Origin of the sequence: Phenylobacterium sp., assembly GCF_036264965.1 — a bacterium.
Classification (GTDB): Bacteria; Pseudomonadota; Alphaproteobacteria; order Caulobacterales; family Caulobacteraceae; genus Phenylobacterium.
The window spans coordinates 20,370-32,193 of the sequence record NZ_DATAPY010000093.1 but is presented as its reverse complement, the minus strand read 5'-3'; the positions used below and the strand labels follow the sequence as shown (position 1 = coordinate 32,193).

Sequence of the window (11,824 nt, the reverse complement as noted above, 5' to 3'; positions counted from 1 at the left end):
CAATCGCGCCGATCAACTCCGACCTGGTCGCCATACTGACCTGCCTCGCCATCCTCGCCCCCGATGCCCTGCTGGGCTGGCGGGTAGCATTTCAAATGAGGCAACAACTGTAGCCGGTAGCAAATCAGCTGAGGCAATGCGGGGTCAGTTTTCCCTGTCGCCGGGGGTCAGTTTTCCATGTCGCCTGACACCCTGGCGGCGGGCACGACCGCCGAGGCGCCATCGAGCTCATTTGATGCGCTACACCCGCGTGGCGGAGGTCGCGGATGCGAATATCGTCCGGCCCCGCGGCCGGGAGGATACGCTCCCACGGCCGCAAGGCGGGCTGATCTATTTCGAAGACCGGAGGTCCCTCCCACGCCGGACATGCTGGGCCCTGTCGTGGTCGTCGAGACGGATAAGGATAGGGTGCTGGTCAAGCGCCTGCTGCGCGGGTCGAAAGCCAACCGCTTCGACCTGGAGAGCATCATCCGCGAGACCCGCCGAGATTGCCGTCTGCGATGGGCGGCGCATCTCACCGCGATCATCCCGCCGCCCTGTCAGGCCCGGCGGATCATCCGCAGCCATGCAGCGGGAGCCTACGAGGTCGTAAGGGTCCGGAAATCGGGACCTTCAATCGTTCGGTAGCATGGCGATGGCCGTTGGCCCGATCCACCGCCCTATCGAGACCGGTTCTTTCCAGTGTCGCCGCGGTCAGGCGCAAGCCGGGCGTTCGCGGCGCGGAGCTCGCGAGCCAGGGCCAGGCGCTGGGAGTCCGGCGCCGGCAGGTCGCGCACGTATTGCTCGACCCGGACGCCCAGCGCCCGGTCCGGCTGGTCGGGTGAGCCTTGCAGGAGCTTCGCCTGCGCCATCAGCAGGCCTCGCACGCGGCTTTGGTCGCGTAGAAGGCTCGCCTCCCACGGCCGCAGGGCCTCATCCCTACCGAACGCCGCCATCGCGGCCTCCCGGTAGGCCTCCTGCCGGACCCGGGCCATCGTCCCCTTCCCGGCTTCGTATTGGTCACGAATCTTCCTTAGCGGCGTCGTCTCGGACTTTCGCGTGACGCCCCTGATCCATCGCGGCGTCGCCTCCGCCGCTACGCCACGATCGCGCAGGGCCTCGGCGAACGCCTGCCGCCAGGCTGCGTAGTCGGCCATCCACGGGAGTAAGCGTTCCCCCCGATCGCCCCGGGCGCAGACGGCGAGGTGAATGTGCGGACGCGCGGTGTCGGTATGGAGGACGAAGACATAGTCGAAGCAGTCCGCGAAGGTCGTTTGTGCGAACGCGCGGGCGGCGTCGTGGACCACTGCCGAATCCGTACCGGCGGGCATCGAAAGGATGATCGAGCGGCTGAAGGGCGCGTTTGCATGCCGCCCGCGATCCGCCAGCGCCAAAGCGCTCCAGTCCTCGGCCAGTTCGTGCATGTCGCGGCGTCCGGAGAAGATCGCGCCGTCGCGGTCTTCGGCCTCCAGACGGCCCTTGCGGGTGATGTAGTCCAGGTGCGCTCGCAGGTGAGCGGGATTCTTGGTCTGGCCGGCGACCTTGACCATCACCTCCGGCGCCCGCGCCGCCAGGCGCGCCAGGCGGGCCCGGACGTCGCCACCCGCCGGACCTGGCCGCAGCACCGTCTCCGGCCGCCGGCGGTTCAGGCCAGGGGGCGGCCGCCACAGGTCCTCGAAGCCCGGGACCGTCCGGAAACCGCTCACCTATCGCTCCCCGACCAGTAGGCGTGATTGCCGTCGAAGGCCTCGAAGATGCGCCGCAGATGACCCCGAATCTCCGCACGCAGATCGTCGAGATAGGCAAGCTCCAGGTCCGGCGCGTGGCTGTCCTTCGCCACCGTGTTCTGGGCGCGGGCGATCTGGTTGACGTTGACAGCGATGCGCCGCAATTCGGTCTGCGCGGCCAGCAAGGTCACGCCCTGGTCGGGCGGAAAGGTCGGCCGCCCCTGCAATCGGTGGCGGATGAGCGCCGCGGCCCAGGCACTGCGCGACAGACCCATTCCGGCGGCCGCCGCCGCAACCCCGACTTCGTCCGTGGCGTGCATCCAGACCGCCAACCTCACAGGGCGCCGTTCGCCGCCGCCAGGGGTGTATGCGGCCGGTCGGCCCTCGCGGGACGCCTGATCGATCAACCGCCGCAGGACCACGAATCGGCCGCCGCGATCGGCAGACCAGGCGTCGAACCGGGCGGCAAGATCGTCGTCCAGGCTCAGGTTGAAGATCGCCACACCGCCCTCCGCGTAAGAACACCGCCGCCGCCGCGAGGCCTGGCCTCCCCTGGACCTCGGCGGACAGCCTACCCCCTCCCCTCCGCGCGCATGAAGGGGGCAACTTTACGCCCGCCGCCCGGCATCGTGACGCGACGAAGATCAAGGTCTTCTGAGGCGGCAGGAAAGGCCAGACCGGGACCGCGGCGACGACCCGGAAGCCGAGGTTGAGCCAAGTGGCGGAACGCCAGGAAAAGCCGAGATCGACGACGAACCTCAGTCCGTGACTACAGCAGCCAAACGCTCCTGGCGGCCGGGCCGAGTCCTCGCGCCGCCAACCAGACGCCTTGGTCTTCGACCTAGAGGCTGTGGAACACAGCCGGTGCGCGAGGTTAGGCGCTGGAAGCCACGACCCGGCCTAGCTTGCAGCCGTCGCACTCGGGTGCGACCTTCCCGTATCCAAGGGAGGAACCACCATGCTTCGCACTCTGGCTATCGTCGCCGCGCTCGCGCTTTGCGCTACCGCCGCCGACGCTCAGAAGCTCGACAAGAACGGCAAGTGTCACGCCGCCGATGGGAAGTTCGCCAAGGCCGAAGTCTGCGCTGGGGTGAAGCCCGCTGCCGCCGCCGGCGACTACAAGTTGGACGCCAAGGGCAACTGTCACGACGCGAAGGGCAAGATGGCCAAGAAGACCCTGTGCGCGGCTCCCGCGAAATAGCCTGACCCGCCTTACGCCGGGCTTCGGTCCGGCGTTTCGCCGTCTGGACTCCAACCAAATGTTCTGTTTCTGTTCATGGCATGGGAAAAGGCCCACTGCCTATCGGGAGCTTGCACAGCCGGGACTTCGCGGCGATGCGGACGCAGGCCCCTCTCTCGGCCCTGAGGGCTGACGAGGGGGGCTATGTCCGGTTCGAATGTCTGAGCTGCCCACGCACCGGGAAGGTCCCGCTGGCGACGCTCCATGAGCGGTTCTCGCTGAACGAAGGGCTGGTCAACATCCTCAATATGCTGGCGCGCGAGGTCTGCGCCGCAGCGAAGAAGAAGGAGGCTGGCCAGCGGGGATGCGGCTTCTGCTATCGCGACCTCGGGAGGAAACCCAATGGCTGAAATGACCCGCGAAGAGGCCGACGAAGCGCTCGCCAAGTTTGGCCCCGACGACGTAGCGCAAGCGCTGCATTTCGCTTTGGAGGCGCCGCCTGCCCCGGTATGGCTGGCAGCGCTGCGGCGCCATCCAGCGGGCGGCAGCACTAAGGGCGGGCGCGACAGCCACCGACGCGGGCGTCGGAGCTAGGCCTTCTTCTTCTGGCCGCGCTTGACGGGCTCGACCGTCGGGACGCACGCCGTGTGCGGTGGGTTCAGGGATGAGAGAACAGCATCAAGCCCGCTGATTAGTGGATGCCCATCTTTGGCACGCGGCGCAGGTACGCAAAGTTCGCGCTGTGGACCGTTCCGATCCTCGCGATCGCCATTATCGTTTACGGCGTGGCTCACGTGTTGCTGGCGCATCGCTAGGCGCCTCGTGGGGGGCCAACGGCCACCGGAGGGGGCGGCCGCAACCCAGCATCGGGCAGGGTCGCGTCCGACAACGCGTTCGTCCGTTTGTCTCAGATTTCGATCTTGTTTGGCAGGCGCCGGCTGATTTCAGCGAGCAGCTCCAGAGCGTTAGCCCCCATCGCATCCGCCAGCGCAAAGAATTCCAGGACATCCACTCGTCGTTGCGAGTTCTCGATGAGTGAAATGAAGCTCTGATGTTTGCCAAGTCGAGCCGCGACGTCGGCCTGCTTTAATCCCGATGATCGCCTCGCCTCCAAGAGCACGGCCACTACATGGCTGTGCGCACCGGTGAAGACCGTCTTTGGCATTTGTTGACCGCAAGGAAATCCGCGGCCGTCTAGCTATATTAGGAAATGGCATATGCAGTTTTTCGGTATCACCAGCCCACAGAGCTACTCGCCCTCTCAAGCGCGAACTTCGAATTTGGCGGATGCGCCCTATTCTATCGGTGGAAATGACCGCGAGAAGGCGCCCCGGAAGCGCACTCCGGCGGTGCAAGGGTGGACTGACTCAGATTTGAATCTTCGAAGGCAATCTCTTCGCGATCTTCGCGAGTAACGCGAGTGCGTCCGCTTCCATGGCATTGGCAAGTGCGAAGAATTCCAAGACGTCGACGCGGCGCTGGGAGTTTTCAATCAGCGACATAAAGCTTTGGTCCTTACCAACGCGCTTTGCAATTTCTGCCTGTGTAAGCCCGGATTCATCGCGTGCCTCGACGAGCACGTCCACGACGTGTCGATGTGCACTGGAGAATACCGATTTCGGCATGTGCGGACCGCGGGGAATGACGCGGCTCTTGAGGTATATGAGAAAACGGCATATGCAGTTTTTCCGTATTCCTCCGAGTTTTCCGGTGAGTGCCTCCGAGTATCCCATTGGTTCCGATGAGGACCGCCGCTCCAACGCAGACGCCATCTATCGTCAACACAGCCGCTGGGTGGTCGCCTTCCTGGCGCGTCGGTTCGGCCGGGAAATCGCAGAGGACTTGGCGCAGGAGACCTTCCTGCGCCTGTCGAGTCGGCAGATCGACTGGGAACATCCCAAGGCGATTCTGGCGCGCGCCGCGCTCAACGTCGGGCTGGACCACCTCCGGCGCGAGGCCGCCCAGCGCCGTCCAAAGCTGGTGACCGAACGGACTCGGACCGAGGCCGTGACCCTGCCCGATCAGTATGAAGCCCTGCTCCACCGTGAAGTTGTCGCAAGCCTTCCCCGCAACCTGCGCGACGTCTATTGCTTGAGCCGGTTCGGGGGCCTGACGTTCGCCTACAAGCAGCAAGTCACGCCGACGGGCAGCTTTGTCGAGCGCGTCGGTCAGGTAGACTTCCCCGCCCGCCTCCGAGCGCGCCTGAATGGAGACTGGACCCGCGGGCCCCTCTCCCTTGGCGCGTCCGTGAACCACGTGAGCGGCGAGCACGACATGACTGGCGTCAAACTCGACGACCAGACCACGCTCGACCTTCGGCTTCGCTGGACGGCTTCGGAGACGTCGCGTTGGCCAGGAGTCAGCCTCGGAATCACCGCGCGCAATGTCTTCGACGAGCAGCCGCCGTTTTACAACAATCCCCTCGGTTTCGGCATTGACGGCGCCAACGCGGACGTCATCGGCCGCTTCGTCTCGATCCAATTCTCGAAGAACTGGTGATGGAGCGGCAGAACCGCGCCCGGCGAGTCCCGGGCATGGCGCCGGCGCTCGCTTTGTTGCTGCTTGCATCGTCATCGTACGCCAGGCCCTTCACAATCGAAGACCACCTACACCGCGAGGACCTCGGAGCGGTTGAGCAGGCCGGTCAGACGGTCGTCGTTGAACGCCGTGGGCCGACAACGAGCGCGGCCCGCTACGATCTCGACGCATTGCAGGACATCGAGCGGTCCACGCTTTGGGTCGCAGATCTTGCACATCCAGGAGCCTCGCGACCGCTGTTTCCTGCGGAGCACGGCGCTGGCTATGCGCTTGGACCGGTATCGCCGGACGGGCGGCGCGTCGCTGTGATGCGTCTGACGGACCATGACTGGGAGCTCGGGGTGGCAAGTCCCACGATGCGGCAGGTGCATTGGCTGGGCGTCACGCCTGAGATGACGAGCGACGCCGCGACTGTCGTTTGGCGGTCCAATGAACAGCTCATGCTCGTTGCTCGAGAACGTCGCGCCCTGCCTCGCAACTTCAGGTACCGGCGCGTCTCACGCGACATGGCCCCGGACCTCTGGCGGATCACCGCGAAGGGCGGAGTTTCGACGCGGGTGTTCGACAGCGGTCCGGGCGCGACGCGGCGCCTGGACCTTAGGAAGCTGGTGGCGGTCGATGTGAGATCGTCCCGGGTACGAACGCTCGCGGCGGGGACCTTCATTGGGCTGACGCTCTCCCCAAACCATCGTCAGGTCGCCCTACTTGTCGAAGGTCGCGACCATCCGATGTCGGCGACGCATCCCATCCAGGACACCTACGGTTTCGAGGCGAACGAACGTCATCTCCAGATTATCGGCCTGGACGGCGGCGCGTCGATCTCGGTCGGACTGGAGTGGGATGTACTCCCTCATCCGCTCGCCTGGTCCGAAGACGGCCGCGAATTGATGGCATTCGGACGAAATGCCATCGTCCCCTGGACGGACGGGCGTTTCCTGCGCATCGACGCGGCGACCGGCGCCGTAACGCCGGTGGGCCATCTGCGGGCGTCGCTGGACTTCCGGCCGGAAGCCGCTAGGGCCGGCTGGTTCGGTGGCGATCCGGTCGTCTGGGGTGTGACCGACGGCGACGCCACGCCCCGCTGGTGGCGCCTCGCAGCCGGTCGGCTGGTTCCTCTTACAGTCGAAGATCTCGGCATCGAGAAGGATGGGCTTACGCGAACACCGGCAGGCTTGGTGGCGGCGGGGCGCGACGGAATGTGGCGGCTCTCCCCTGGAGCACCGCCGACCCTCGTGGCGCCCGGCGTGCGGCCCATCAGCTATCCCCAACTCAACCGAGCGTTTTTGTTCGCTTACGAGATTCCGGAGGCGGCCCGAGTCATCGGACGCCGAGCGTCCGGTGAACTTGTCGCGGTGCGGATAGATGGCGTGGAACCTCTGCCTCATCTGCAGATCGGCGCGGAGGTCCTTCATCCGTCGGAGGCGGCGACCGGGCTGTTTGTGCGGCGCTCTCCTGAGGGCGGCGAGCTCGATCTGGACTGGGTGCAGCGGACCGGCCCCACGGTCAACCTGTTGCATCTCAATCCGCAACTTGCCGATCTCGACGCTCCAATCACGCGTTCAATCCACCATGTCGGGCCCGGCGGGCAACTACTGACGAGCTGGCTGCTCTTGCCGCTGTTGCCGGTCGGCGCGCCGCCGCCACCGCTGATCGTGCGACCCTATCCAGGCTCGCGTTACCCAACAGCGCCGTCGGCGATGGACAGTTGGAGGGGCGGCCCCGACAAAGCCGCGGCGCTGTTGGCGGCGCACGGCTATGCCGTCCTGGCGCCTAGCCTGCCAATTCCCGAAGGCGCCGAGCCCGCGCAGGATCTGGCCAAGCGTGTGCTAGCGATCATCGATCAGGCAAAGTCCGATCCGGAGCTTCAGGGCCTCTTCGACGCGGATCGTCTCGGCGTCTGGGGCGAAAGTTTCGGTGGCTGGGGGACCTTGACGATGATCAGCCAGACAGACCGCTTCCGTGCGGCTGTCGCCGAGGCCTCCATGAGCGATCTCGTCAGCGAGTGGGGTCAATACGAGACCTTCGCGCGCCTCGACCCCAATCTCGGACCTAGCCCGTTCTTCACAGCGGGCTGGGTCGAGGATCTGCAGGGTGGCATGCACAATCCCCCCTGGGCTGACCCCGAGCGCTACCTTCGCAACAGCCCGATATTTCATGCCGACCGGGTGACGACACCCCTGCTGCTGGTTCACGGCGAGCAGGACGCCTTCTCCCTTGGGCAACCGGAAGAGATGTTCAGCGCCCTCAACCGACAGGACAAGCCGGCGCAACTCGTTGTCTATTGGGGCGAAGGCCACGCCATCGCCAGTCCAGGCAGCCTTCGCGACCTCTACTTGCGGGTCTTTCGCTGGTTCGACGATCGGCTGCTCAGTCCCGCCGACGGCGCGCATCAGCTGGCCAGTCTGGAAGCCGCGCCTGCCAGTAGCGAGCAAAGGCCTCGACGGCCGTCGCCGACATCAGCGCGGGGTTCTCGGAGTGACAGATGAGGGTGTCCGGCGCGAGTGCGGCTTCTACCGCGTTGCGGTCGAGCACGCCGGCTTCGCAGAGCACTCCATCAAGGAGAAATGGCTTCAGAAGATCGCCACTGCGCGCAATGGTCCGCGCGTAGTAGGCGCCGAGCTCGCCTTTCGAGCGTCGTTTCAAGACGCTCTCGGGCACGCGATCGGCAAAGAGCTCGCGGGCCAAACCTCTCTCTCGGCCGCCGGGCGCGAGACGCCAGGTGGGTATGCCTAGACTCGCCTCAATCACCGGCTGACTCAGCAGCGGGTGGCGAACCGCCATCTCCTTGGCGTATCGGGTGACCCCGCGGACATTGAAGGTCGCGACGATCCCCTGGATTTGCCTTTGCTTTCCAGGCGGCAGATCGTCGATGCCCTCCATCCAGGGGTGGATTGGCGTCGTGGCCTGGGCGCGGCCGCGAGGCCCCAGTAGCGGCGATGTCAGGGACGGCGGCGCACGATCGCGAAGCCGATGTCGCGCTTCTTCGCCCACCGACCAGACCGAGCGCCGCAATCGACGGGCGAGGCCTTGCGCCAGATCGCCGCCGAGCCCGCGCCAACCCGTAGCGAGGACATAGTCGGCCAGAATGTCGACCGTCGGCGGTTGGAAGAAGACTGTGTCGCCCCCCTTTCCCGTCACAAGGGCGCCGGCGCTGTAGGCTTGCGCTGCGGCAACTGTGGCTGCGTCACGAACCAAGTCCATGGCGTTGATGGCCGGTCTGGCGCCGCAGGACAGTTCGAACAGGTTCTTAGGGTCGAAAATACCCGGCGAAAGCTCTCCCACGAAGATCGGCCAGCCTTGGCCCGTAGCAACGGAGTTCGCCCACGTACTCTCGTCGGATTCGGGGCGGTTGCTACGGAAGTGCAACGCGGCCGCGACGCGGCCCCCCAGGCCGAGCCGCCCGGCCGTGCCGGCGATGATCGACGAGTCCAATCCACCAGAAACCTCCACCAAGGTCGGTTCTGCGCCTTCCAGCGCGAGGCTCACGGAGTCCTCCACAGCGATCACGAGTTGACCGTCGTCAACCGAGCTTCCGTCGCCCACATGGTCCTGGGGCCGCCACAAGGGCTGCGCCTCACCCGCTCTTCGGCCCGCCAAGACCACAAGATCGCCGGGGGTCAAAGTGGCGACACCGTCTAGAGGCGATCGCCCAATGACGGCCGCGCCGGTCGCCGCGCACAGCGAAAGGGCGTCCCAGTCGAGCGCCATCCGCGAAGGCAGCAGCTCTCTTGGCAGTTCGTCGATGTCTGACGCGATCAGCCAGATGCCGCCGCGGCGCCAGGTCAGGCAATCAAGATGTCCTGAAGGGTCGCGCAGCGCGCACCACCCTTTCCGGTCGCAGAGGAGTGCGACGTAGCTCCCCCACGCCTGACGGATCAGCTGTTTCCCATAAGCCTCGGCGGTCTCCCTACGGCCGGGGACTTCCGGAGTTCGCCAGCGTATTTGGCCAATCACGACGCCCGCGCCCGAGAGATCCGCCACCTCCGGCGCATCGGACTGCCCCCAGACTTCAAGATCAGCCCGGGCGATTCGGCGCGTCCACTGCGACCGGGCGCCAAGCAAGGCGCTCGCGGCCATGAGTTGCGCCGATGAGGCGGGGTCGGCGAGCCCGAATGCGAGGTACCCTCGCGTCATCAAACGCAGCAAATGGGCGCGAAGGCCGCGACCCTCTCGGGATAATCATCAAGCACCATGTCCTCGACCTGCAGCCAGCAGTGCGCTGCGAACGGCCACGTTCGGACTGCGATGACCCAGCGCGCGTCGAGCCCGCTCCGGCGAAGGAAACTCAGGAGTACGAAGCTGCGCGCCAAACACTTTCCCGGCGTGGGGATCCAGATGGCCTCCCGATGAAATTGTCGAACCCGCTGCAGCAGGTCCTCGGTGATCGTGGGCGGTCCGGGGCGGGCGCCGCGCGCCGCATGGGCTAGGATCGACCCAAAGGATCGGCCTCTGTAGTTGAGGAAGGAGTCAGACGCGGCGCTCACCATGTCCACTGCCCGACGCACTCCGATGCGCGGAGGGGACGCTCCATCATCCCAGCTTCGAACCGGCCGCGCGGGGCCGTCCTCCAACCGCGCCCAGGTGCTGTCTGAGCCTGCAAGAAAGCCTGCGTCGTGAAAGAGCTGCGCCGCTCCGGTGTGCAGGAATTCGACCTCGCCATCTCGCCCGACGGAAACAGCCCCAGCGCCGCCCGGAATACAGACGTAACGGTCCGCCCGGATGTCGAGCAGTACGAGGTCATCGTCCATCGCGACAATATGGACGTCGGACCTCAAATGGGCGGGGGCCTCCATGGCAAAGGGCCCGGCGCCGGCCAAGGCCGACGCCGGACTCCCATTACTCGAAAAGGCCGATCGGCGGGTCGAGTTCGTCGACGCCCTGCGGACCGCCGTTCGTCTCAGCTTTGGCGCTGCCGGCGCTGACAAACCGCAGGTCGCTGGCCTCTTGATCTTGGAGCATTTCTACCTCCTTGAGGGCACATGTCGCATGATTGCGACACGCCAACAGCACAACCATAGGTGTGTATATTCAACCTATATTCCAATTATTTTCGAGGGGTCCCATTCCGGGCTTCGAGATAGGACGCCAAGCGCGCCGCCTCGCGGATCCGCCGACTGTGGAATTGGCGCAGCTGAGATAGCCACTCGCCGCGCGACGCGTGCTGCGCCCGGACCAGGAGGCCTTCCGCTTCAACCTCCAGGTTCGGAATGATCCGTCCCTCCAATCGGCGCACCGGGCCAAGCTGGATCTGCAAGGTCCTGAACTCGCGGATGAGCACGCGGCTGCCGGTCTGGGCGACCCACTTGCGGAACTCGGTTTCGGTCCGCGCGACAGGGTCGAGGTCGGGAGCGGCAGCCTCTTTCGCGCCAGTCATCCGGCTGGCGCGACGTGGCGCCAGCGCGATCAACAGGTGGGCCAGGCTCAGGCGGTAGAGGTCTGCGACGTCGCCAGCGCTCAGAGTTCGGACGAAGTAGCCCTGCCCCTTGCGGTCATCGACGAGCCCTTCCCCTGCCAACCGGGAAAGGGCTTCGCGCACCGGTGTGGTGCTCAGGCGCAGTTCGTCCGCCACGTCCATCGCTGTTATGCGCGCGCCCGGCCCAAGGAGGCCAAGCCGCAGCCGATCGCGCAGGACATTGAGCGCCACGGAAAATGGCTCGGCCTGGTACTCGGCCATCGGATTCTCCGCGCTGCCCCCGGCGGGGCCAAAGCGTGAAGAGGTGCGACGGGGACGCGGGGTGACAAGGGCGATATTTCCGCCCCGGCCGGAGCGTCGGGGGTGGCGCCATGTAATATTCGCAATGCACGCCACAAAGTGGCGCGCGGCGCGTCGCGCTGGGGCGCCGCAGTCCACGCGGACTGCGTCGAGTTCCGCTATCGCCTCTTCGATGCCGACCGCTGCCCGCCGGCCGTTGCTTAGGCATCTCGAACCGCACACGATGATCAGCCGCTTTCGTGCGTCGTGATCGAAGCAGATCACCTCAAGCGGCGCGCCGAGGAAGACCTGGGCGCGCCATCGTCCTAGGGCGCGCCGGCTCGCGTCAGGCCGACGCCGGCGCCGGCGCCGGCTTTCCGACAAAAGAACCTCCGGCAACTCATGCTCTGCCCTAAAGGCGAGCCGCACACGCGACGCCTGGCGGACCAAGGCCGTGGCGACCCCTACACGGGGCGCGGCGCCATAGCCGGCCTGCTGCCGCACGGTCCGCACAGCGTGCGTGATGTCCTGGCGACCCACGTGCTGAAACAGACCGGTTCCTACGAGCAGGCCAGCTACGCCATCCAGGACACGCCCGACACCGTGGCCCAGCACTACGGCCGGTTCCTTCCCCAGGACAAGGCGGCAATCGCCGCGCAGGTGCTCAACCGGGCTTGGGAGGCCGCATGACACGGAAACGACCTATCC

Annotated in this window: 13 protein-coding genes and 1 pseudogene; 6 read left to right on the top strand and 8 right to left on the bottom strand. The window is 66.0% G+C overall.

Annotated features, from left to right (window positions below; all coding sequences use genetic code 11):
• Positions 1 to 366: 366 nt before the first annotated feature.
• Positions 367 to 627 (top strand): hypothetical protein, encoded by a 261-nt coding sequence (locus VHS75_RS11700; RefSeq protein WP_329638795.1) that lies wholly within the window; start codon positions 367 to 369, stop codon positions 625 to 627.
• Between the two features lie 32 nt (positions 628 to 659).
• Here the strand turns inward: VHS75_RS11700 and VHS75_RS11695 are convergent, their stop codons facing one another.
• Entirely contained in the window at positions 660 to 1,685 is a 1,026-nt protein-coding gene (locus VHS75_RS11695; RefSeq protein ID WP_329638794.1) for a relaxase/mobilization nuclease domain-containing protein, read from the bottom strand.
• Positions 1,682 to 2,209 carry a plasmid mobilization relaxosome protein MobC gene (gene mobC, locus VHS75_RS11690; RefSeq protein ID WP_329638793.1) on the bottom strand — a complete coding sequence of 176 codons (528 nt, stop codon included), beginning with the start codon at positions 2,207 to 2,209 and terminating at the stop codon, positions 1,682 to 1,684. Before mobC ends, VHS75_RS11695 begins: the two co-directional genes overlap by 4 nt.
• A gap of 455 nt (positions 2,210 to 2,664) precedes the next feature.
• Here mobC and VHS75_RS11685 point away from each other — a divergent pair, with 455 nt between their 5' ends.
• Together VHS75_RS11685 and VHS75_RS11680 are read left to right on the top strand one after the other, a co-directional pair.
• Positions 2,665 to 2,907, top strand: coding sequence for a hypothetical protein (locus VHS75_RS11685; protein ID WP_329638792.1), 243 nt, complete (start codon positions 2,665 to 2,667; stop codon positions 2,905 to 2,907).
• Positions 2,908 to 3,041: 134 nt separating this feature from the next.
• On the top strand, positions 3,042 to 3,296 hold the full coding sequence (locus tag VHS75_RS11680) for a hypothetical protein (protein ID WP_329638791.1): 255 nt from the start codon (positions 3,042 to 3,044) through the stop codon (positions 3,294 to 3,296).
• A gap of 497 nt (positions 3,297 to 3,793) precedes the next feature.
• On the opposite strand, the gene VHS75_RS11675 is transcribed toward VHS75_RS11680, so the two are convergent.
• Together VHS75_RS11675 and VHS75_RS11670 are read right to left on the bottom strand one after the other, a co-directional pair.
• Positions 3,794 to 4,051, bottom strand: coding sequence for a helix-turn-helix transcriptional regulator (locus tag VHS75_RS11675; RefSeq protein WP_329638790.1), 258 nt, complete (start codon positions 4,049 to 4,051; stop codon positions 3,794 to 3,796).
• Positions 4,052 to 4,253: 202 nt separating this feature from the next.
• Positions 4,254 to 4,472 (bottom strand): helix-turn-helix transcriptional regulator, encoded by a 219-nt coding sequence (locus VHS75_RS11670; protein ID WP_329638789.1) that lies wholly within the window; start codon positions 4,470 to 4,472, stop codon positions 4,254 to 4,256.
• A 91-nt stretch (positions 4,473 to 4,563) separates the two neighbouring features.
• Here VHS75_RS11670 and VHS75_RS11665 point away from each other — a divergent pair, with 91 nt between their 5' ends.
• Positions 4,564 to 5,385, top strand: coding sequence for an RNA polymerase sigma factor (locus VHS75_RS11665; protein ID WP_329638788.1), 822 nt, complete (start codon positions 4,564 to 4,566; stop codon positions 5,383 to 5,385).
• Between the two features lie 35 nt (positions 5,386 to 5,420).
• The gene (locus tag VHS75_RS11660; RefSeq protein ID WP_329638787.1) at positions 5,421 to 7,910 is read left to right on the top strand and encodes a S9 family peptidase; all 2,490 of its coding nucleotides are present in this window, start codon (positions 5,421 to 5,423) and stop codon (positions 7,908 to 7,910) included.
• Here the strand turns inward: VHS75_RS11660 and VHS75_RS11655 are convergent.
• The 4 genes from VHS75_RS11655 to VHS75_RS11640 all read right to left on the bottom strand — a co-directional run bounded on the left by VHS75_RS11655 (position 7,792) and on the right by VHS75_RS11640 (position 11,098).
• On the bottom strand, positions 7,792 to 9,501 hold the full coding sequence (locus VHS75_RS11655) for an asparagine synthase-related protein (RefSeq protein ID WP_329638786.1): 1,710 nt from the start codon (positions 9,499 to 9,501) through the stop codon (positions 7,792 to 7,794). The two genes, VHS75_RS11660 and VHS75_RS11655, sit on opposite strands and share 119 nt — an antisense overlap.
• 56 nt (positions 9,502 to 9,557) lie before the next feature.
• Entirely contained in the window at positions 9,558 to 10,199 is a 642-nt protein-coding gene (locus VHS75_RS11650) for a lasso peptide biosynthesis B2 protein (RefSeq protein ID WP_329638785.1), read from the bottom strand.
• A 61-nt stretch (positions 10,200 to 10,260) separates the two neighbouring features.
• Entirely contained in the window at positions 10,261 to 10,383 is a 123-nt protein-coding gene (locus tag VHS75_RS11645; protein WP_329638784.1) for a hypothetical protein, read from the bottom strand.
• Between the two features lie 85 nt (positions 10,384 to 10,468).
• Positions 10,469 to 11,098 carry a GntR family transcriptional regulator gene (locus tag VHS75_RS11640; protein WP_329638783.1) on the bottom strand — a complete coding sequence of 210 codons (630 nt, stop codon included), beginning with the start codon at positions 11,096 to 11,098 and terminating at the stop codon, positions 10,469 to 10,471.
• 453 nt (positions 11,099 to 11,551) lie between these two features.
• Here VHS75_RS11640 and VHS75_RS11635 point away from each other — a divergent pair.
• Positions 11,552 to 11,806: pseudogene (locus VHS75_RS11635) on the top strand (hypothetical protein); the annotation flags it as partial.
• Positions 11,807 to 11,824: the final 18 nt, after the last annotated feature.